At 70.0% G+C, this 20717-nt stretch carries 21 protein-coding genes and 3 pseudogenes; 6 read left to right on the forward strand and 18 right to left on the reverse strand.

The window, feature by feature from the left end; all coding sequences use genetic code 11:
• Window positions 1-55: 55 nt before the first annotated feature.
• The 4 genes and pseudogenes from AC3ET4_RS17905 to AC3ET4_RS17920 all read right to left on the reverse strand — a co-directional run bounded on the left by AC3ET4_RS17905 (window position 56) and on the right by AC3ET4_RS17920 (window position 1822).
• Entirely contained in the window at window positions 56-673 is a 618-nt protein-coding gene (locus tag AC3ET4_RS17905; RefSeq protein WP_431950465.1) for a YceI family protein, read from the reverse strand.
• Between the two features lie 26 nt (window positions 674-699).
• A complete protein-coding gene (locus AC3ET4_RS17910) occupies window positions 700-957 on the reverse strand; it encodes a hypothetical protein (RefSeq protein WP_431950467.1) in 258 nt (85 codons plus the stop codon).
• Window positions 958-1039: 82 nt separating this feature from the next.
• Window positions 1040-1525: pseudogene (locus tag AC3ET4_RS17915) on the reverse strand (HhH-GPD-type base excision DNA repair protein); the annotation flags it as partial.
• Between the two features lie 39 nt (window positions 1526-1564).
• Window positions 1565-1822 carry a GntR family transcriptional regulator gene (locus AC3ET4_RS17920; RefSeq protein WP_431950469.1) on the reverse strand — a complete coding sequence of 86 codons (258 nt, stop codon included), beginning with the start codon at window positions 1820-1822 and terminating at the stop codon, window positions 1565-1567.
• A gap of 442 nt (window positions 1823-2264) precedes the next feature.
• On the opposite strand from AC3ET4_RS17920, the gene AC3ET4_RS17925 reads away from it, so the two are divergent.
• Window positions 2265-2717: a hypothetical protein gene (locus AC3ET4_RS17925; RefSeq protein ID WP_431950471.1), complete on the forward strand. Its 453-nt coding sequence runs from the start codon at window positions 2265-2267 to the stop codon at window positions 2715-2717.
• 312 nt (window positions 2718-3029) lie between these two features.
• On the opposite strand, the gene AC3ET4_RS17930 is transcribed toward AC3ET4_RS17925, so the two are convergent.
• A complete protein-coding gene (locus tag AC3ET4_RS17930; protein WP_431950473.1) occupies window positions 3030-3407 on the reverse strand; it encodes a hypothetical protein in 378 nt (125 codons plus the stop codon).
• Between the two features lie 149 nt (window positions 3408-3556).
• Between AC3ET4_RS17930 and AC3ET4_RS17935 the strand changes: the two genes are divergently transcribed.
• The gene (locus AC3ET4_RS17935; RefSeq protein ID WP_431950475.1) at window positions 3557-4117 is read left to right on the forward strand and encodes a hypothetical protein; all 561 of its coding nucleotides are present in this window, start codon (window positions 3557-3559) and stop codon (window positions 4115-4117) included.
• Window positions 4118-4615: 498 nt separating this feature from the next.
• Here the strand turns inward: AC3ET4_RS17935 and AC3ET4_RS17940 are convergent, their stop codons facing one another.
• The 9 genes and pseudogenes from AC3ET4_RS17940 to AC3ET4_RS17980 form a co-directional block, all read right to left on the reverse strand.
• On the reverse strand, window positions 4616-4948 hold the full coding sequence (locus AC3ET4_RS17940) for a phage head closure protein (protein ID WP_431950477.1): 333 nt from the start codon (window positions 4946-4948) through the stop codon (window positions 4616-4618).
• Window positions 4945-5517 carry a hypothetical protein gene (locus AC3ET4_RS17945; protein ID WP_431950479.1) on the reverse strand — a complete coding sequence of 191 codons (573 nt, stop codon included), beginning with the start codon at window positions 5515-5517 and terminating at the stop codon, window positions 4945-4947. Before AC3ET4_RS17945 ends, AC3ET4_RS17940 begins: the two co-directional genes overlap by 4 nt.
• 65 nt (window positions 5518-5582) lie before the next feature.
• A complete protein-coding gene (locus AC3ET4_RS17950) occupies window positions 5583-6425 on the reverse strand; it encodes a phage major capsid protein (RefSeq protein WP_431950481.1) in 843 nt (280 codons plus the stop codon).
• A 33-nt stretch (window positions 6426-6458) separates the two neighbouring features.
• Window positions 6459-6893 (reverse strand): hypothetical protein, encoded by a 435-nt coding sequence (locus AC3ET4_RS17955; protein ID WP_431950483.1) that lies wholly within the window; start codon window positions 6891-6893, stop codon window positions 6459-6461.
• Complete coding sequence (locus AC3ET4_RS17960; protein ID WP_431950485.1) at window positions 6890-7108, reverse strand: hypothetical protein; 219 nt, start codon at window positions 7106-7108, stop codon at window positions 6890-6892. Before AC3ET4_RS17960 ends, AC3ET4_RS17955 begins: the two co-directional genes overlap by 4 nt.
• 129 nt (window positions 7109-7237) lie before the next feature.
• Window positions 7238-7813 (reverse strand): hypothetical protein, encoded by a 576-nt coding sequence (locus AC3ET4_RS17965; protein WP_431950487.1) that lies wholly within the window; start codon window positions 7811-7813, stop codon window positions 7238-7240.
• Between the two features lie 529 nt (window positions 7814-8342).
• The gene (locus tag AC3ET4_RS17970; protein WP_431950489.1) at window positions 8343-8858 is read right to left on the reverse strand and encodes a hypothetical protein; all 516 of its coding nucleotides are present in this window, start codon (window positions 8856-8858) and stop codon (window positions 8343-8345) included.
• Window positions 8859-8936: 78 nt separating this feature from the next.
• On the reverse strand, window positions 8937-10457 hold the full coding sequence (locus tag AC3ET4_RS17975) for a recombinase family protein (RefSeq protein ID WP_431950491.1): 1521 nt from the start codon (window positions 10455-10457) through the stop codon (window positions 8937-8939).
• A 92-nt stretch (window positions 10458-10549) separates the two neighbouring features.
• Window positions 10550-10678: pseudogene (locus AC3ET4_RS17980) on the reverse strand (HhH-GPD-type base excision DNA repair protein); the annotation flags it as partial.
• 140 nt (window positions 10679-10818) lie between these two features.
• On the opposite strand from AC3ET4_RS17980, the gene AC3ET4_RS17985 reads away from it, so the two are divergent.
• The 3 genes from AC3ET4_RS17985 (at window position 10819) to AC3ET4_RS17995 (ending at window position 15457) form a co-directional block, all read left to right on the forward strand.
• Window positions 10819-11244, forward strand: a complete 426-nt coding sequence (locus AC3ET4_RS17985; RefSeq protein ID WP_431950493.1) for a DUF7144 family membrane protein — start codon at window positions 10819-10821, stop codon at window positions 11242-11244.
• Window positions 11245-11374: 130 nt separating this feature from the next.
• On the forward strand, window positions 11375-13597 hold the full coding sequence (locus tag AC3ET4_RS17990; protein ID WP_431950495.1) for a family 2 encapsulin nanocompartment cargo protein terpene cyclase: 2223 nt from the start codon (window positions 11375-11377) through the stop codon (window positions 13595-13597).
• Window positions 13598-14209: 612 nt separating this feature from the next.
• Window positions 14210-15457, forward strand: coding sequence for a serine hydrolase domain-containing protein (locus AC3ET4_RS17995; RefSeq protein ID WP_431950497.1), 1248 nt, complete (start codon window positions 14210-14212; stop codon window positions 15455-15457).
• A 54-nt stretch (window positions 15458-15511) separates the two neighbouring features.
• Here the strand turns inward: AC3ET4_RS17995 and AC3ET4_RS18000 are convergent, their stop codons facing one another.
• Both AC3ET4_RS18000 and AC3ET4_RS18005 read right to left on the reverse strand, forming a co-directional pair.
• Window positions 15512-16963 carry an amidase gene (locus tag AC3ET4_RS18000; RefSeq protein ID WP_431950499.1) on the reverse strand — a complete coding sequence of 484 codons (1452 nt, stop codon included), beginning with the start codon at window positions 16961-16963 and terminating at the stop codon, window positions 15512-15514.
• A 98-nt stretch (window positions 16964-17061) separates the two neighbouring features.
• On the reverse strand, window positions 17062-17619 hold the full coding sequence (locus tag AC3ET4_RS18005; RefSeq protein WP_431950501.1) for a cysteine hydrolase family protein: 558 nt from the start codon (window positions 17617-17619) through the stop codon (window positions 17062-17064).
• A gap of 302 nt (window positions 17620-17921) precedes the next feature.
• On the opposite strand from AC3ET4_RS18005, the gene AC3ET4_RS18010 reads away from it, so the two are divergent.
• Window positions 17922-19217 (forward strand): ferritin-like domain-containing protein, encoded by a 1296-nt coding sequence (locus AC3ET4_RS18010; RefSeq protein ID WP_431950503.1) that lies wholly within the window; start codon window positions 17922-17924, stop codon window positions 19215-19217.
• Window positions 19218-19615: 398 nt separating this feature from the next.
• Here the strand turns inward: AC3ET4_RS18010 and AC3ET4_RS18015 are convergent.
• A pseudogene (locus AC3ET4_RS18015) lies at window positions 19616-19822 on the reverse strand (hypothetical protein); the annotation flags it as partial.
• 233 nt (window positions 19823-20055) lie between these two features.
• Window positions 20056-20487, reverse strand: coding sequence for a hypothetical protein (locus tag AC3ET4_RS18020; RefSeq protein ID WP_431950505.1), 432 nt, complete (start codon window positions 20485-20487; stop codon window positions 20056-20058).
• Window positions 20488-20717: the final 230 nt, after the last annotated feature.

Here is a 20717-nt window from a genome sequence, read left to right on the forward strand (position 1 = left end):
ATCCGCCCTCTGCCGCGCCGTCCATCGCGGCCGGGGACAGCCGACGTCAGCGGTTTCAGGCCGCCTTGATCGCGGAGATGTCGAAAGTCAGCTTGACCTTGTCGCTGATCAGGACACCGCCGCCCTCGAGAGCCGCGTTGTAGGTGAGGCCCCAGTCGCCGCGGTTGACGGTCGTGGAGCCCTCGAAACCGACGCGCAGGTTGCCGTAGGGGTCGGTGGCGGAGCCGTTGTAGGTGAAGTCGATGGAGACCTGCCGGGTGGTGCCCTTGATCGCGAGGTCACCGTGCATGCGGTAGGTCTCGTCGTCGACCTGCTCGGCGGAGGTGCTCCGGAAGCTGATCTCGGGGTAGGTGGCGGCGTCGAAGAAGTCACCGGTGCGCAGGTGCTCGTCGCGCTGGGCCTGGTTGGTGTCGATGCTGGCGACCTTGATGGTGACCTCGGCAGAGGAGTTGGCGGGCTTGCTGCCGTCCAGCCGCAGCACGCCCTCGTACTCCGCGAACTGGCCGCGCACGGTGGTGACCATCGCGTGGCGCACGGCGAAGCCGATCTCGCTGTGGGTCGGGTCGATGGTGTACTCGCCGGTCAGGTGCGTCAGGTCGGCGGACGGCGTGGCGGCGACGGCGGTGGTCGCGGCGGTCTCGGTGGTGTCGCTCTTGCGGCTGAACAGGCCCATGGTGAACTCCTCGGGGACGATTTGGTTTACGATTCAACCTCCTTCACTATAGCGGCATTCCCTTGAACCTTCAAGGAGTCTTGTGGCGCGGCCCACTTTCGAGGGACGGGGATGAAGCGCCGGAGGTCCCGACCGCGGGGCCGTCGGCAGCGGATCGCGGCGGCGCAGTGTGCGACGAGCGCGTCGATGCGGTGCGCCAGCTCCGGGCTGAACAGCGCGATGAGCAGGCCGAGGGCGGCCAGGAACACGCCCACGGCGAAGAGCAGCGGAGTCTCGGACATCACGCCGCAAATCTGACTATCCGACGTATGGGCGTCAGGGGAGCAGGGCCGCCCGGGCGGCGGAAGACCACCCGGGCGGCTTAGGTTAGGCTGAGGACCCCTTCGCGGCCTTCGCCTCCTTGGCGGCCCGCTTCTGCTCCTGCTTGAAGGCCCGCACCTTCTCCAGCGACTTCGGGCCGGTGATGTCGGCGACCGACCGGTGGGAGCCCTGCTCCCCGTAGGGGCCCGCCGCTTCGCGCCAGCCCTCGGGCGTCACGCCGAGCTGCTTGCCCAGCAGGGCCAGAAAGATCTGCGCCTTCTGCTTCCCGAAACCGGGCAGCTCGTTGAGCCTGGCCAGCAGCTCGCGGCCGTCGGCGGCATCGCGCCAGACCGCTTCGGCGTCGCCGTCGTAGTGCTCCACGAGGTACTGGCACAGCTGCTGCACCCGCTTGGCCATCGACCCCGGGTAGCGGTGGACGGCGGGCTTGCGCGAGAGCAGATCGGAGAAGGCCTCGGGGTCGTACGCGGCGATCTCGCCGGCGTCGAGGTCGTCCTGGCCCATGCGCTGCGCGATGGTCCAGGGCCCCGAGAAAGTGGACCCTACACCCTGGTATCTGTGTCTGACCAGCCGTTACAACGTCTCAGCCGGCGGCAGCGGATCGGCCACGAAGGTGCCGCGCGCCGGACGGGTGACCACCAGACCAGCGTCCCGCAAGATGCTCAGCGCGCGCCGAACCGTGCCCGGACCGACTCCGAAGTCATGCGTCATGGCTAGCTCACCCGGCAGGCGCGAACCGGGCGCGTACTGACCAGTGCGGATCTTGCGTTCAAGAATCGCCGCAAGTTGCTCGTACACGTAATCGGGGGAGTCGGGGTTGATCCTGTCCACGCGTCGACCGTAAGCCGCTACCCGCCACCACGCATTACCCAGCACCACCACCAACCACTACCCACCACTACCTACTACGCGCTACGCTCGTTTACCCGAGAAACAAAGCGCCCCGGCAGGACGCGGCTACGTCCGTACCGGGGCTTACCGAAGATGGAGCTTCGGCTATGTCGAACCTTATCGCTGCGCTGCTCGCGTGGCTCTTTCCTGCCCGTGGTCGACGTCGGGCCGTAGCGCCCGTGCCAGCCCAGCGCACAGCACCCAGCGCGCTGCCCAACCACCGTTCCCCGCGTCCGGCGGCGGTGATCGAGTCTGACGACCTGCCGCTAGTGCCGCTGTATCTCGTCCACCATGAACGCGCGGAGGAAGCGCGCCGGCAACGGGAACGGCGACGGGCGCTCGCGTTGGCAGCGCTGGGGCAGGACATGCCGGGGGCTGCGGCATGAGCACGGCGGTAAAGACTTGCGACCAGCACCGGCCCGGATACGAGCACGGCGGCACCGGACGCGGCTACCTCCGCTGTGCCCTACCCGCCGACCACGAAGGGCACCACCAAAACATCTTCCGCGACACGTGGTCCGGCTACCTGCCGATCATCGACGCCGAGCCAGCGCGCGACATGACGCGGCGTCTCCTGCCATGGGGCGGTAAGCCCGCGTACGTGTCAGCGGGAGGTGCGATTGCCCGCATCGCTGACCGCATAGAGGCTGTGCAGCTCAACACAGCGGCGGAGCTGCTGACTCACGCGCGCCTCATGCTCGCGGACGACGAGCCCTTAACGCCGGAACAGTCGCGCTTCGTCGTCATGCGCCTCAGCGAGGCACTGTCGGACACGCTCCGCGTCGCCCAGTCACGGGGCATGCGCCTTCCGGGGGGCGGGCACGATGCTGAGTGACGAATGGCAGTACGCACCGCTTGCGCGCCTGTACGCCGAAATGCTCGCTACGGACGCTGCCGCTGGCCCGCGCACGCTGCTCCGGATGCGCACGAGCACGGACAGCGGGGAGACGTGGTCGGAGCCCGTTGACGTGGCCAGCAACGAGAACTTGCCGCCGCTGTATTCGCATCGGTGGCCGCCGTGTGAGTGTCCGCGCTGTGGGTCCGCGAGTAGGTGGCGGTAGACAGGCTGAACGCGACAGAGCCCCGCACAGACCACCATGCAGGCAGGTCAGTGCGGGGCTCACTCGTGTGGTGGTCTAACGGGTCATTAGCTGTGGCCAGAGTTCTCCCAAGCCCACCACTCGCCAAACACCACTTCCCAATCCTTGCCGCTCTTTTCCACCGCTGTGTCCAAGTTGTCGGCTCCATAGTTAGTCTGGAACCAATCGAGTTTGCGTCGTTCGTAAGCCTGACGGTCCGCCTCCCGCTGCTTAGCGGCGCTTAGGTCACGTTGCCGCCTGACTTCGGCCGCATCGGCCGCAGCAGAGACGACGCTCCTGCTTTTCTGGACGAGCTTCGCAGCGCAGTCCGGGCCCACGTAGAGGGGGCCAACAATGACTGCCTGTTCGAGCACACGACCGCACTTGTCGCACGTGGCCACTTCACTCGTGATGCCCTTGATGTCCCTCACGCTGTACGTCGCCATGCTCCCGCCCCTTCACGCTGGTGCTCGCTGACAGTCTGCCGGGGGCGCTCTTCAGTTGTCAGTCGAAGGGCTCAGCGGTACTGGCGGTCTCCGACTAGCTAGGTCAATCCGCCCCCGTGCTGACCGTCCACTGAGGCACCATACCTGGCATGGACGCCGGAACAGCCGCCGTACTGGGGGCACTTGCAGGTTCGGTCGCGACGGTTGGCGCAGCGCTGGCAACAGGCTGGGCACAGAGGGAAGGGGCGCGCATCGCTGTTCGCGCTGAGCATCGCAGAGAAAGGCGAGAACCCCGCCTCGCGGCCTACAAGGAGTTCATATCCGTAGCCTCCGCGTTCCGTAGCGAATCCTCGCCGTACACCATCCCCGGACTAATTCCCGACGATCTTGAGGACGAAGCGGCTGATTCGATAAGCGAAGCGGCGGCGGAGCTAAAAAGGAGTGCGATGGACGTAGCGCTGGCTGGCCCGCGGCGAGTAAGCAAGGATGCCATAAGGATTGAGCGTCTCGGCAATCATCTGGCAATCAGCATTCGGCTATTCGTCCACTTTGCGCCACAAGCAAATGCGGCAATCGATGAAAAACTATTTCAGCGGATGCGGCGTAGAGGTGTAGTGTCACTAGCCAGGAAGGTGAACCGAGCGATAGACACCTTTCTGCTTCGGGCGCAAGCAGCGTTGGACGACGACGGCAGCCTGGGCAGGCGCTAGCACTGCTGGCCCACTGCGGGCATGTGCTCCGCCTCGCGCCATGGCCGATCACCTCCGCCGGCTGGTCACAGTGCGTGCGTGTGTCGCACGTCACAGACGGGTCTTTGAACCGGGCAAACCAGGCAGCGCCCTCCCCCGCGTTCTGTAGGTCCGGGGCCTAGGGGGTCCTACGGGTGGGGGTGGGGTACCCAGCGTGACGGTCCGAACGATCACGAGCGACCGAGCGACGCCCAGCAGACCAGCGCACGGTACGCACGCACGTCGGGCAGGTGGCCGGCACGCTGGGCACCCATGGCACGCAGCCTTCGAACGCACGTTCGTCTTCTCGCAGCTCGTCTGTCCGCTGGGCGCGCAGGTTGCACAGACTCCTCACGGTGAGTGGGTTGAGCCTGTGCAGCACCGCACAGCACCGCACCGCGCATGGGGGTCAGGGTGTCGCCGCTGTCAGCAGCCCCCCGGGGGGTGGTTTTCAAATCGCGGGTGCCCACCCCCTTAGCTTCATCCCGCTGCCTGCCTCACCACACAGTCCGCCCGCAGGTACGTGCCCGGCACGCTCGGCTCATAGGTCGCGGTCACGTCGAACACGCGCCCGTCCTGCCGCAACTCGTCCCCGCGCAGCACGTCAGCAGCCGCCGGCAGGAACACGACGTGGGATAGCTCGCTGCCGCTCTGCGCTGCCACCGTTCGTTCCGTGGCGGACGGCTGGGAGAACCGGGCGCGCACCGTAGCGACACGCGCCCACGCCTCCATCCAGCCCCCCATACCGTCCGCTGTGCGCGTGTACCTCCACACCTCCGCGGAGCCGTTCAGCAGCCGGCTAACACGACTCACCGCGACGTCACCCCAGCGACGGAAGCGCCGAAGCGGGCAGCGAGACGAGCGCGCAGGTACTTCGGCAGCTCCATGTCGGAGTACGACACGTCGTATCCATAGGTGACGGAGTAATCGCCTATGCGCTCCTGAATCACAGGCTTGGCCGCCGGGTCGCCGGACCGGTACGCGCTGAGCCCACGAGCGGCCATACGGCACACCAGGTCCACGATGTCAGCGGGCACAGCGGGCAGGCCGTGCGTATAGGTCACGCTGATCTCTGCGCCCCGTGCAAAGCCCGCGTCACGCACCACAGCGCCGGTACGCAGCGTCCAATCCGATACGGGCACGTCGTTCACTGCCAGCGCGACAACGGCCGTTGTAGGCAGACCAGGCAGCACAAGACGTGTCCCGCCGTTGCCCGGCAGCGTGACCGTGCTCGTGGTCTCGATGATCGGCGAGCCGGCAGCCTCGCGTACAACGGCCGAAGCGATCCCCAGCAGGGCTTCCGCTACCGGCTCTTCCGCTGAGTCGACCACAACGCCACGGGCGGCCAAATCGGCGGCAGTGGCAAGGTTGGGCAGCACCACGCGCCCGCTCCTTTCTGGAAAGCACGAAGGGGGCCGCCACCGTTACGGTAGCGACCCCCCAGCGATCACGCGCCGATTACGTCACGAGCAACGAGCGCAGTCGGACGGATGACCTTCGCGCCGTAGACGTGCAGCCCGCGGAGCCGGTCGGTGAAGCGGTCGGGGTGGCGCAGCGCCTCCACCTTGCTGATCTGGTCAGCGTAGGTAGTGGCCAGCGCGTGACCAGCGATGATGAGCTTTCCAGCGCCGGTACCCGGACCGTCCGGAGCCTGCGAACTCTCTAGCACGGCGAAGCCCGCAGCCTGCCCCACAACGCCACTGGAGCGCGTCACGTCGGCACCGCTGGAGCCCTGCACAAAGCGCGTGTCCTTGAGGAGCATGCTGTGCAGCTTGGGTGTGACCACGACCCAACGGCCATCAACCGGGACATCGGCTTCGCTCAGCGCGGTTCGCATGTCAACCAGCAGGTCGAACGCGTCGGCGGGGTCGGTGAGAGTCACCTCAGTACCGGGGGTCACCGCGGCGGCCATCTGAGCGGCAATGTACGCGTCCGCGCTCTTCGCCAGCAGGTGAGCCGCACGGTTCGACACCTTGCCGATGAAGTCAGCGTCGTCGCGAGCCTGAGCGGAGTCGACGTCGTCGATGTCGAGCGACCACGCCTTCCGCTGGTCGACAGGCATAGTCTGCTGCGTCGAAGCAGCGTTCCCGCCGGTCATGTTCGTGTACGGGACGTAGTCCTCAATGGTGGGATCGGCCACCGTGTTGATGACGACGCTGCCGCCGTACTCGGAGACGGTCCCCTCATATTCACGATTAATCACGCCCAGCGAGCCATACGCTAGCGTGGTGTCAAGCGCGGTGAGAGTGGCCGCAGCGTAAACGGCCGGAATGAAGTTGGTCAGTGCCATGGTTAGGCACTCCTTTCGTCAGAGAGACAGCGGCTAGTTCCAAGCCCGGCCGCTGAGCAAATCCCGCAACTGGCCGGCCTTACGCGCGGCCTCAATCGCTGCGGGAGACATCCCACGAAGGTCGTCATTCCCAAGCTGTCGGCGCATGCCGGTAAGGTTGTGGGAGTCGCCTTCGTGGACAGGCCCCGCGAATTGCGGTGCCTTCGGCTGTGACGTGTCAACGGGCGTCGCGCTCGCATCGTTGTCAGCGCCAGGAACCGAGTCGCTCGTGTTCTCTGACGTGGAATCCTCCGCGGGGGCGGCATCGCGCGCGCCTTCGCTGTTGGGCTCCATAGCCTTCAATTTGGCCTTGAGTTCCTTGACTTCGGAACGAAGGGCGGCCAGTGCCCTTTTGCCGGCGTCGCCCAGTGCCGCATCCGGCGTGGACTCCGGCGCGTCCGCCATAGCCTCAGAAGCCTGGTTGCTCACGCGCTCACCTCCGGGCGACGCGTGCGCATCTCGCCTACGTGGCGCGAAGCTTCAATGCACATGCGCCCGTAGTCGGCAGCAGCGTGTACAAGTTCGGCGAGCGCAGACACAGCCGCGGGTTCGTACTCGTTGTCTGCGAGCATCACCGTGGCGGCTGCGAACGTGGCTTCGTTTACGCGGAAGCGCAACGTCGTGTTTGTGATCCTGTCATCCATGCTGTTCACCTGTCGTTGTTGTGTGCGCTATGCGGAGGAGCCGGCGGGCAGTTGGCACAGGACTGCCACGCCGGCTCAACCCCTGGGAGGAGAGCAGCGGAAATGCCGCTCCCCTGCGGTTTGTGTGTGCTACACGGCGTCAGCAGTTGCGCGCATCATGCGTCGTGCGCGCTCTTTGCTCGCTGTGTTGCGCGTCGCGCGCTCGATACGCGCACGCGTCCATCCCGCGCATTCCATCTGCGCGACCAGTTGCGCATCGCGCTCCGCTGGCGTCAGTTGGTCGTCACGCTCGACTGCGCGCACGTTCGCTCGCTGGAAATCGCGTTCAGCGCGCAATGCGCGAGGAACCTTCGGTGCCGCAGTGGCGTACAGCTTGCGGTAAGCGCGTCGATCCGCCGCCATCGCGCGTTTTTCTGCCTTTGAAAGGCGCGCCGTTGCGCGGAAGTACCGCCACATAAACTCGTAGACGTCCGCACCGCGACGCTTCATCCCGTCGAACGCACGGTGGTCGCGCGAACAGAGCGGGCCGTAATGCTTCGGATCGTTGGAGTACACGAGTCCAGCGCTGTCAGTGAGCGCGTCCTGGTCGCTGTAGGCGTGCGCCCACTCATCGGCCTTACCGCCACACCACAAACAACAATAGAGGTGTGCAGGACCGTACTCAGCGCGGACGCGGGCATGAGCGGCTTTGTACTCGGCAGTCACGGGGGAAGTCCTTTGGTTGGCGACCAATACAAAAACCCCCGTCGGGGAGTGGTCTACGCCCGGTCGCCACCGGCATAGAGCACTCAACCCGACGGGGGTTAGTGGCGCGTTCAACGTGCGGCCCACGGGCAGCACCTAACGACGCGCGGCGTTAGAACAGGAAGCGGACCGGGGCGCTAGGCCACGTGGCGACTCCGCGGTGACAGAAACTGTCCTACATATAGTGGGAGAGTGGAAAGCCCGGCAGCGGGGAGCGTGTGCAGGAATGCAGATGTGAACTGCGTTTTACTTCGCTCTATAGAGCGCCTATAGGAATGTTGTTGTGTAGTAAAAATTACACTCACTACATAAGGGCAGGTCAGAGGCCGCGCCCCTTTCGCTGCTGGTGTAGGAGTGCCCGCGCTGGTCTGCCGCTGACTGCTGGCAGGCTTCACGCTTGTCACAGCTTGTGATGGCCGAACACTTTCCGTGACGGGTGTTGGGTATGGAAAAGGCCGCCCAGCGTGAACCGGGCGGCCCTCCCGCTGTCTCAGCGACTCAGCGCGGCCACGTCACCCACCAGCGCAGCCATGAGCGCATCCACGCGCCGAAGCTGCTCCCGAATGTGCAAGGTGTCGTCTGTGCGCAGTCGTGCCCGCAGCCCTTCCCAGCGCAGCGACAGCGCCCCGTACTCCTCTGCCCACCCGTGCGCGTCGTCCGCTAGCGCCCCTTCAACGACGTGCCGCGCGAAGGTGGTGAAGTCCCCTGCCGCGTACGCGGGCAGTGCCTCAGACAGCGCTGTGCGAGCTCGTGCGCGTCGCAGCTCGTCCCCGCCGGCGTACAGCGAGATGAGCGGTTCCATCGCGTCCAACACGGCCACGATCGCGCTGGCGTCCCCGCGCTGTGCATCCGAAATGTGCGCCGAAATGTTCGTCCAACGGTCGCCGAACGCGTTCGCATGCGCGCATTCGTGTCCAGCGCCCAACGCGCACGGGATGGACATGCGCCCGACAGGTGCGCGCAGTTCGTAGCCGGGTCGACGCGCTCCGCAAATGCTCTGTGACATGCTTGATCTGCCTCTTTGCTGAGGACAGCGGCCCCGGTTGATCCGCCAAGATGCTGCCGGGGCCGCTGCTGTGTGTGCTTAGTTGTCGTCGTCCTGCGCGGCCCACGTGATGTGCACGCGCTGCCGCCCGTCGAAGTACACGCCGCGCCGCCCCTGCTTCACTGTGATCCGGTCGACCGCCAGCAACAGCAGGTCACGCTTCAACGCCCAATCCGCGCTGTCCCACACGCGCTCCGCGTCACCGCTCACAAACAGCGAGATGTCAACCGCGCGAGTACCCAGCGCCGCTACGCGCTCTTCCGCGGCGTCTAGGCGCGCTTCGGCTTCCTGCTTCGCTGGCAGGCGAAAGCGCTGTGAGCGGCCCGCGTAGAAACCTGCCCGGTCGTCCTCATGGAACTTCTCTAGCGCCGCCTCAGCCGCCTTCAACGCTGCCATGGCGTCCCGCAGCTCCGCTGTCTCACCAGGGCGCGTAAGAGCCGCGTACCGCTCCGCGATGACCGGCAGCAGCGGGTCTTCCGGGTCGGATGCGTTCAGCCTCGCAGCCCACGCTTCCGCTACGTACCGCTCAATCGAACTGCGCTTCACCGACACGGGGGCAGGGCATGGCGCGCCCGCTTCATGCAGGTTGCAGCGGTAGGAGTTGCTGTTTGCGGTCAGCGCGGACCCGCAGCCGTCGCACCGCAGAACACCGCCCGTGAGCCAATGAGCGGCACGACCAGGGCGCGGCGTGCTGTCGACCATCTGATGCCCGCTGAGCACACGGCGCGCACGCTCGGCAAGGTCTGGCGGGATCAGCTCCACATCAGCGCAGCGGACGCGCTTCCCGTCCACCGTGTACGGCACCGGGTCTTTCTTTGGTCCGCTCGTGGTCAGCCAGCCTTCATAGACAGGGTGGACGACAACAGCGCGGATCGAGTCGCAGCGCCACGGTGCACCCACGGGACCGGGGATGCCCTCAGCGTTGAGCGCGCGGGCAAGGGCACGGCCGGACTGACCATCCGCTATCGCGCTGAAGATCCGGCACACCGTGTCCCATGGGGTCACCTCAGCGCGGGTACCCACCAGGCAGACGCGCGGTTCATTGTCGGGGCTCAGCCGTCGCGTCCCCTTATCGGCGCGCAGCCCGTACGGAGCCTTGCCCAGCCACCGACCTTCGTTGCGCTGTCGCTCTTTGGTCGTCCGCACGTTGTGCGCTAGCCGGTCGCTGAATTCCTTCGCGTCCTCGGCGCGCATGACGATGTAGCGGCGGTCGCGCGGACGGCTGGAGTCGAGTTCTTCGTAGTCGAAAACGATACGTCGACCGGCGTCAAGAATGGGCATCACTGCGCCCGCGCCGCGCCTGCTGAGTCGGTCCATCGCGTACACCCACAGCGCGGGTACCTCGCCGTCTTGCAGCGCCGACATAGCGGCGTCATAGACGGGGCGCACGGTGTCCGTGTACGCGCTGAGGTTCTCTCTCCACACCTTGCGCACCGTGTAGCCGTTGGTGGCTGCCCAGCGCCGGCCGCGCTCTTCCTGGGCTCGGATGCTCAGCGCGTGTTCGCCCTCGCGGACAACCTTGGACTTGCGCAACAGCAGGTCTACTTCTTGTGTGCTCACGTCTATCCGAGAGCGTGTCGAAGGCTCAGCCATGAGGCCACAACCCCTCTGACCAGGGGAAACGGCCCCAGTTCCGGCAGATCCTAGGGTGTTGGACCCGCGAAGGCCCATTCCATCGGGATCTGCTGGTCGAGCAGCATGCCGACCAGGGCCGCCAGCGGGCTGCGCGTCAGCAGGGCGTCGGCCTCGGGCTGCTGGGCCAGGTGGAGTGTCGTTGCCATGCCCCGATCATCGCGCCTGTCGGGCGCCGCCGCGCGGCTCACCCGGACGGCGCAGCGCGGATGGCCGTACCCGCCGGCCGGGCGGACCGTGTGGAGTGTCCGGGCAGCGCGCCCGGGCGGCGAGGGACAGGAGCCATCTCATGACCCAGCAGACGCAGTGGCGCATGGAGCGCCCGCACTCGGGGCTGGCCGCGGGCGGTACCACCTTCGCCGGGGTGCTGCTCCTGGTCTCCGGCGTCGTGATGATCTTCGAGGGCATCTCGGCCATCGCCCAGGACGACATCTGGGTCGGGCTCGGCGACTACGTCTTCAAGTTCAACCTGACGGCGTGGGGGTGGATCCACCTCGTGCTCGGCGTGCTGGTCATCGTGGTCGGCGCCGCGCTGCTGCAGAACGCCCCCGACTGGGCCCGGGTGGTCGGTGTCGCCCTCGCGGCGTTCAACATCATCGTGAACTTCGTGTGGCTGCCGTACATCCCGGTGTGGGCGGTCATCGTCATCGCCATCGACGTCTTCGTCATCTGGGCCCTGTGCCGCAGCTGGGGGGAGCACCCGGGGCGCGAGTGAGGCCCGGGGACGACGGGGACCGGCCCGGGACAGGGGCCGGTCCCGGCGGTTCCCGGGAGCGTTTTCACCCGTTCGTATGGGTTGCCCGCCATGCCGGATAGCGCCCCCGGGCCCGGGTAGCGCTGAATGAGTGACGCAGCCATTTGAACTGCCCGACTTCTACCTGCCGTACCCGGCGCGACTGAACCCCCACGTGGAGCAGGCCCGGGAACACTCGCGCAGCTGGGCACGGGACATGGGGATGCTCGAAGGCTCGGGCATCTGGGACACCGACGACCTCGACTCGCACGACTACGCGCTGCTGTGCGCGTACACGCACCCGGACTGCTCCGAGCCGGCACTCTCCCTGGTGACGGACTGGTACGTGTGGGTCTTCTTCTTCGACGACCACTTCCTGGAGGCGTTCAAGCGCACGCAGGACCGCGAGGGCGGCAAGGCCTACTTGGACCGGCTCCCGGCCTTCATGCCGATGGACCTGGCGCAGGGCATGCCCGAGCCGCGGAACCCGGTGGAGGCCGGCCTCGCCGACCTGTGGACGCGCACGGTCCCGGCGATGTCCATGGACTGGCGCAGGCGCTTCGCCGAGAGCACCGAGCACCTGCTGGGCGAGTCCCTGTGGGAGCTGTCCAACATCAACGCGGGCCGGGTGCCCAACCCGGTGGAGTACATCGAGATGCGCCGCAAGGTGGGCGGCGCCCCCTGGTCGGCGGGGCTCGTGGAGTACGCCGCCGGGGCCGAGGTGCCGGCCGCCGTCGCCGGGGCGCGGCCGCTGCTGGTGCTGCGGGACGCCTTCTCCGACGGGGTGCACCTGCGCAACGACCTCTTCTCGTACCAGCGCGAGACCGAGGAGGAGGGAGAACTCAGCAACGGTGTGCTGGTTCTGGAGACCTTCCTCGGCTGCACGACGCAGGAGGCGGCCGAGTCGGTCAACGACCTGCTGACCTCCCGGCTGCAGCAGTTCGAGAACACCGCGCTCACCGAGCTGCCGCCGCTCTTCGCCGAGCACGCGCTCGACCCGGGGGAGCGCGCGCGGGTGCTGGCGTACGTCAAGGGCCTGCAGGACTGGCAGTCCGGCGGCCACGAGTGGCACATGCGCTCCAGCCGCTACATGAACGGCGGGGGGACGGGCGGCGCTTCCGGCAACGGGTGGTCGCCGTTCGCGCTGCCCGGCGGGCTCGGCGTGTCCGCGGGCACCGTGCGGACCACCGGCCGCGCCGAGGCCGCCCGCTTCCGCTCCTTCACCCATGTGCCGCGGCGCACCGGGCCCACGCCGCTGCCCGACTTCCTCATGCCCTTCCCGGCCGCGCTCAGCCCGCACCTGGACGCCGCCCGGCGCCATGTCGTCGAGTGGGCGCACCGGATGGGCATGCTGCTGCCCCAGCCCGGGGTCCCGCACTCGCACGTGTGGGACGAGCACAAGCTGGTCGCCTTCGACTTCCCGCTGTGCGCCGCCGGCATCCACCCGGACGCGACCCCCGAGGGGCTCGACCTCACCTCGGGCTGGCTCACCTGGGGCACCTACGCCGACGACTACTTCCCCGCGGTGTACGGACGCACCCGCGACCTGGCCGGCGCCCACGCGGCCAACGAGCGGCTGTCGGCCTTCATGCCGGTCGACGGTTCCGCCGCCCCGGCCCCGGCCACCGCCCTCGAACGGAGCCTTGCCGACCTGTGGGCGCGGACGGCCGGGCCGATGGAGGAGCAGGCGCGCCGCCGCTTCCGCACCGCCGTGGAGAACATGACGGCCAGCTGGCTGTGGGAGCTCGCCAACCAGGCGCAGAACCGCGTCCCCGACCCGGTCGACTACCTGGAGATGCGCCGCCACACCTTCGGCTCGGACCTCACGATGAGCCTGTGCCGGCTGGGCCACGGCCGGCAGGTGCCCGAGGAGGTCTACCGCAGCGGGCCGATGCGGTCGCTGGAGAACTCCGCCGCCGACTACGCCTGCCTGCTGAACGACGTCTTCTCGTACCAGAAGGAGGTCGAGTACGAGGGCGAGATCCACAACGCCCTGCTGGTCGTGCAGAACTTCTTCGACTGCGACGAGCGGACCTCGCTCGCCGTCGTCCACGACCTGATGACCGGGCGGATGCGGCAGTTCCAGCATGTGGCCGAGAACGAACTCCCCGTGCTGTACGAGGACTTCTCCCTCGGCGTGGAGGCGCGGGCGGTGCTGGACGGCTATGTGCGCGAGTTGCAGAACTGGCTCGCGGGCATCCTGGTCTGGCACCGCGGCTGCCACCGCTACGACGAGGCGGAACTGCGCCGCCCGGTGGGGGGACTCCGGCTGCCCACGGGCCCGACCGGGCTCGGCACGTCGGCGGCACGGCTGGCGGTTCTGGCCGCGCGCTGACGCGGCGCGGACGGGGGTCCGGCGCGGGGGCGGGGCGCCGGGTTCCGTGCCGCCCCCCGCGGTCGCGTTGCGGGGCCGTCCCGCCCGCCCGGGCGCCCGGGGTTCACCTCCGGCCACAGGCCGCGGAATCGCCGGGCACGGCGCGAGCGCGGTCGCCGTCGACGGCGCGCGGCCGGTGGGCGCCGCGGGCCGGGTCGTGCGGTTCCGCGACCCGGCCCGCGGCGTCGCGTCATCCCCCGTCCTCGCCGCGCGGGCGTACGGAGCGGGGCCGTGGACGCTCGCCCGAGACCTCTGTACGGCGGCCGTCGGGTGCGCGTGCGCCGCCTGGGTTCTCCTCCACCCGGCCGGCGAGCCGACCCACCGTCAGAACCCCTTGCGGCAGCCCCCGTCACCTGTCGCGGGCTGTCGTCACCCGCCCGGCCGCGCGGCGCGCGCGTCCGCTCGCCGGGTCGGGGCGGTCGGCTTATGTTCGCGCAAGGCGTGCTCTCGCCCAGCACCGTCCCCACGGCCGAAAGGCACCGAGAAATGATGCACCCGTGCGCCCGCCCGCCCAGGCTCCGCAGCGCTGTGCGGAGGGCCGTCGCGGCGGCCTACGCCGCCACCGTGCTCCCCATGGCTCTGGCGTGCGGCGGGCCCGCGGACACCACCCGGTCCGCCGAGGGCACGAGGACGGCGGCGTCCGCGCCGGCCTCGCCGCGCGCGCAGGCCTCTCCCGTGCAGGCCTCGCCCGTGCAGGCCTCGCCCAGTGGTTCTCCGGGCGCCGACGGCGACTTCCCGGCGCTCTCCGGCGAGATCGTCAGGAGGCTCGACAACGCTCTGGACGACACCCTGCGCAGGACCGGGGTGCCCGGCGTCAGTGTCGGGCTGTGGGCCGAGGGCAAGGGCTCCTACGTACGCGCCCTCGGCGTGGCCGACCGGAAGTCGAAGGCGCGCATGGAGCCCGGCCTCTACATGAGGGTCGGGAGCGAGACCAAGACCTTCACCGTGACGGCGCTGCTCACCCTCGTCGACCAGAAGAAGGCCGGGCTCGACGACCCCGTCTCCCGGTATGTGGACGGCGTGCCCGGCGGCGACGGCATCACCTTGCGGCAGCTCGCCGAGATGCGCAGCGGGCTCTACAACTACACCGACGACCCGAACTTCCAGAAGGCCCTCAAGGCCGACCCCGAGCGGGAGTTCGTCCCCGCGGAACTGCTCGCCTACGCCTTCCAGCACCCCTCGCCGTCCGCCCCGGGCTCCCGCTTCCAGTACTCCAACACCAACACGGTGCTGCTGGGCCTGGTGGTCGAGAAGGCGAGCGGCCGGCCGTTCGGCGAGTACCTGCAGCGCGACGTGCTCGACCGGGCAGGGCTGAAGCACACCGTCCTCCCCGCGGGACGTGCCTTCCCCAGCCCCCACGCCCGCGGCTACACGCGGCAGACCGAGGACGGCAAGGAGGCCGACGCCACCGACTGGAACCCTTCCTGGGCCTGGGCCGCCGGCGCCATGGTCTCCGACCAGCAGGACCTGCGCGCGTGGGCCCGCATCGTGGCCGAGGGCACACTGCTCGACAAGGCGACCCAGGCGCAGCGCACGACCTTCCGCCCCACCGCGTACGCGGGCATCGGCTACGGCCTGGGCCTCTTCGACAACCACGGCTGGATCGGCCACAACGGCTCGCTGCCCGGCTACCAGAGCACCGCCGTGTATCTGCCCGACGCCAAGGCGACCATGGTCGTGCTGCTCAACAGCGACACCGCCGTGGGCGGCAGCGAGCCCAGCAGCCTGTTCGCCGAGGCGATCACCAAGATCGTCACTCCGGACCACGTCTACGCGTTCCCGCCCGCCAGCGGCACGGGCACCAGCCCGAGCAGCAGCTGAGCGCCGTCCGCGCCGTCCGCGCCGTGCGCTCCGTCAGCGCCCCCGCCGCGGCGGTCAGCCCACCAGGAACGGCGGCCGGCGGTCCCGCCACGGGACGGCCTGTTCCAGCTGCGCGGCCACGCCCAGCAGCAGGTCCTCGCGGCCCTGTGCGGCGACCAGTTGCACACCGATCGGCAGCCCCTCGCGGCTCTGGCCGAGCGGCAGGCTGACCGCGGGGTGCCCCGAGACGTTGAAGGCCGCCGTGAACGGCCCGTACGCGAACAGCTCGCCCAGCCAGGAGCGCACCGTGTGCCGGGGGTCGTCGTAGCCGAGGGTGCCGTGCGGGGCGGGGAGCGCCCCGAGCGTCGGCGTGACGAGCAGGTCGTAGGCGGTGAGGAAGCGGCCCACCTCGCGGGTCACGCGGTGCTGCGCCTCGGTCGCCGCCATCAGCTCCAGTGCGGTGCACGCCTGGGTCTCGGCGAGCACCGCCCGCGACACCGCCTCCAGCAGCGAGCGGTCCATACGCGGCGCCGCCCGCAGCAGCGCACCACCCGCGGCGAACGCGGCCAGCGCGGCCGCCTCCACGAGGTCGTCGGCGTCCAGGCGCGGTGTGTCCTCGGTGACACGGTGCCCGATCCACTCCAGCACCTTGCCCGCGTCGACGGTGACGCCTGCGACCTGTCGGTCCACGGGCGTTCCCGACCACGCCGCGGTGGTCAGGGCGACGCGCAGCCGGCCGGGGTCGGAGCGCGCGGCGTGCGCGAACGGCACCGGGGGCGCCGGGAGGACGTGCTTCTCGCCGTAGGAGGTCCCGCTCACGGCGTCCAGCAGCGCCGCGGCGTCCCGGACCGTCCTGGTCACGGCGAACTCCACCTGGAGTCCGAACGCCGCCTCGCCCGCGGGCGGCCCGCACGGGGTGCGCCCCCGGCTCGGCTTGAGCCCCACCAGCCCGCAGCAGGACGCCGGGACGCGGATCGAACCGCCCGCGTCGTTGGCGTGCGCCACCGGCACCGCCCCCGCGGCGACCAGCGCTGCGGAGCCGCCGCTCGACCCGCCCACCCCGCGCGCCGTGTCCCAGGGGTTGCGCGTCGGGCCGTACCGCACCGGCTCGGTGGCGAAGCTCAGGCCGAACTCCGGCGCCGTGCTCTGGGCGAGCGCCACCAGCCCGGCGCCCCGGAACCGGGCCATCAGATCGTGGTCGGCCTCCGCGACCGCTGCGCGAAGGGCCCGGCTGCCGAGGGTGAAGGGCACACCCCGCGCGAACGGCCCGCCGTCCTTGATCACGAACGGCACGCCTGCGAAGGGTCCGTCCGGCCGGTGCGCGGGCGCGGGGTCGAACAACGGCAGCGTCAGCGCGTTGAGCTCGGCGTCCGCCACCTCCAGGGCCCTGCGGGCGACGGTCTCCACCTCGCCCGCGGTCACCTCCCCGGCGCGGATCAGCGCCCGCAGTCCCGTCGCGTCCCGCTCCGCGTACTCGTGGAGCTCCAGCGTTCCACCCTCCCGCGCCCGTTCGCGTGCCCCGTGCACTCGTTCCGCGGCCAGCGTGGCACGCGCCGCCCGGCCGCCACCACGGGGTTTTCGCCGGTGGGGCGGCGGCCGCCCGCTCCGCACGCGGCGTACCGTGCTCAGCCGCGGCGCAGTGCGATCCCGGTCGAGGGCGCGACGAGGGTGCCCATGTTGCGCTCCATCATCCGCAGCGCGGCGTCGGCGAGGTCCTGGTGGATGTGCGCGACCGCGTCCGGCGCGACGACGGTGGGCAGGTGGCGGATGTGCGCGTCCAGCGCCGAGTAGAGCACGCACTGCTCGGTGACCTGCCCGCACAGCACCAGGCGGTCCACGCCCAGTTGCCCCAGCAGGTATTCGAGCGGGGTCTGGAAGAAGATCGAGTGCCGGGCCTTCACGACGAACAGCGAGTCCGCGTCGGGGCGCACCGGGTCCACCAGGTCGGCGTGCGGGCCGTCGAGGGCGATGCCGAGGATCTCGTCGTGATGCGAACGCCAGCGGCCGAAGTTGTCGTTGACGTAGATGACGTCCACGCCCTCCGCCCGGGCCCGGGAGATCAGCCGCCGCACCCCGGGCAGCGCCTGGCGCACCGAGGGGAGCAGCAGCTCGGCGTCCTCGTGGTCATAGGTGTTGATCATGTCGATGACGACGAGCGCGGTGGTGCCGCCGGTGTCGCGCATACCTGGACGTCCTCGGGTGGGTGGTGGGGGGCCGCCGGGCAGCGTATGCCCGCGAAGGGCGCGCCCGGCGGAGCCCGCGCCGCAGACGGCGCGGGCGTCCGGCGGTCGGTGGCGCCGGGCCGTGGCCGGTGGTGGTGACGGGCGGCGGGCCGTGTCGGGCCTCGTTGCGCCGCACGGGCGGCATGGCTCGGCGCGGCGGCGTCGCGACCCCGGGGCGCCGGACCGGGCTGGTAGCTTCGCCAGCCTCGCGGGTCTGCCCGGTGCCGTGTCCCGCGCCAATCTTCTCGGGGACGGAGACCTGGGTGACGGAACAGGTGGACGACCAGGACAGCGGGCGCGGGAGCGCCGTGACCCCGCCGGCGGCCCTCGACCGCCGGGGCTTCGTCAGGTCGGCGGCGCTGGCCGCCGTGACCCCCGCAGTCCTCGGCACCACCGCCCACGCGGCCCCGCTCGCCCCGTCGTCACCGGCGGCGGTCCCGGCCACCGTGGCCGCAGCGGCCACCGCCGCGCCGGCGGCCGCCCCCGGCGCCGCGGCAGCGGCAGCCCGAGGCATGGTCGCCCGGCTGCTGGCCGTTCCCCCGCCCTCCCGGGGCACGCCGTGGCTGCGGCAGGCGCTGCAGGTGGCCGTGGAGCTGGAACTCGCCACCATCCCGCCCTACCTGTGCGCCTGGTGGTCGGTACGGGACCGGTCCGCCACCGTCGCGCGCCTGTTGCGCGGCATCGTCACCGACGAGATGTTCCACATGGGGCTGGCCTGCAACATGCTGGTCGCCGTGGGCGGCCGGCCGCGGATCGCCTCCGTCACCCCGGACTACCCCTGCCACCTGCCCGGCGGCGTGCGCAGCGAGCTGACGGTGTCCCTGTCGGGGCTGACCCGCCCGTACGTACGGGACGTCCTCATGGCGATCGAGACCCCCGAGTCCCCGCGCCCCGAGCCGTCCACGGGGCCGCCGACCATCGGGGACTTCTACAACGGCGTCGTCGCCGCCTTCCTCGAGCACCGCCCCGAGCTCAGCGTCCGCGGTCAGCTGGGTCAGCGCATCGGGCCCGACGAGCTGCGGCCGATGCGGACCCTGGACGACGTCGTCGCCGCGATCGAGATCATCAAGGAGCAGGGCGAGGGCAGCGCGAGTTCCCCCGCGGCGCCGGTCGGCGAGGCCACCGGGGCCAACCGCGACCTGGCCCACTACTACGCCTTCGCCGAGATCTACCACGGCCGCACCCTGCGGGAGACCGACGGCCAGTGGGAGTTCAGCGGCCCGCCCATCCCGTTCCCGGAGGTCCACCCCATGGGCGTCGTCCCCCGGGGAGGCTGGCCCCACCCGCCCCGCGAGGCCGCGGCTCTGCTGCGCCGCTTCGACACGGCCTACGGCGGACTGCTGCGCGACCTGGAGGCCGCCTGGTCGTCCGGGGACCACGGTGCGCTCAACCGCGCGGTCAGGACGATGGGGCACCTGGAGGAGCCCGCGCTCGCCCTCATGGAGATCCCGCTCGGCGACGGGCGCCACACCTACGGCCCCCAGTTCCGTCCGCTCGCCCCGGCGGGGGCCCAGCCGCCCGCCGTCCCGATCACCGGTCCTCCCGGACGCCGTCCGTAGAAGGCGCCCGCCCCCCGGCCGCCCCAGCCCGGTGCGGTCGGGCGACAAGCCCTCGGGCCGGAGCCCGTCGGGGACCGCCGCCGCTACGCGTCCGCGCCCCGGAACTCGTGGACGACCTCGATCCGTCCCACGATGTGCCGGTTGAACTCCGGCAGTTCCTCCGCCGGCACCCACAGTTCGAGGATCGTCCGGCCGCCCGCCTGGCGCACCGGGTAGCGGGCCGCGAAGGCGGCCCTTGGAGGCCGCGCGGATAGGCGGGCCGGCGTCGCGGGTCGATGGCTCTCGCCTGGCGGCGTTGTCGTCGGTCGCCGCAGCTCCGCTGCGTCTCCCTTCTCCGCCTTGCCAAACTCGGCCCTCGACTCGATCCTTTCTCCACCCCGCCTATCCGCGCGACCTCTTACCTGGAAGCGGGTCACATATCCGACGCCGGAGGCGGGGACGTTCCAGTCACGGGCGATGCGGATGGCGTAGTCCTCGTCGAGCACCGGGTAGAAGATCGGCTGTTCGGGCAGGCGCGGCGGCCACTCCCGCCAGTCCGCCGCCTCGACCAGGGCCAGTTCCTCCGGCCCGGTGGGGCGCCAGAGCGTCGTCGTCTCCGTTGGCATCCGCCCGTCCTCCCTTTCCTCGTGCTCGGCGTTCCCGCGGCCTTCCCCCCGTACGTCCGTCGTTCCGCGGCCGCCCGGCCGCTCACCGTACGGGCCGTCGCTGTCCCGGCCCACCGGTTTTCTGGCCGGCGCCGGCAGTGCGCGGACCACCTTCCCGCACGACCGGGGCCCCGGCCTCGTCGGAGGCCGGGGCCCAGCTGGCCGCCCGGAAGGCGGTCGCGAAGCGCGGCGGATCAGGCCAGGACGGGCTCGCCGCCGATCTGGCAGGCCTGGCAGGGCGGTTGGCCGCAGGTGCACTGGGTGATCGCTTCGAGCACCCCGCGGTCGTGGTAGAGGCACTCGTCGCGGCACGTGTGGCGGGGGATGAAGCCGGCTTCGATCTCCCCGGGCCAGGGCTCGTGGCCCTCGCGACAGCGGACGAACCGCTCCGGGTCGGTCGCGTGCAGCTCGCGCATCGCGGACCGCGCCTCGTCCTCCAGCTCCCGTACCCGGGTCACCAGGGACTTGAGCTCGGCGGCGAGGCCCTCGTACCGCTCGGCACCGGTCCGCACGTGGGCGGCCCGCAGGGCCATGGCTGCGTTGCCCAGGAACCTGACTGCGTCCTGGAGGTCGGTGACGTGGTGCATCTGAAGGCCGTTCACGCCACGGACCCACACGGCGTCCATGCTCACTTCTTCACCTCTCCGGTGTTCGCCTCGTCCCGGCGAAACGTTGTGTGCCGTCCGATGGAGCGCGGCGCCGTCGCCACTGCATTCACGGAAAGGCCGATGCACATGAACGCTAAAGCCGCGAGTGGTATCCGTCCAGGAAAACTGCAGTGAACCCCCTCACAGCGGTCATATCATCCGCAACATGCACCCCATGGTGCTCACCCGTGACGCGGTCCGTGGGTCTG

It is taken from the genome of Actinacidiphila sp. bgisy167 (assembly GCF_057707665.1).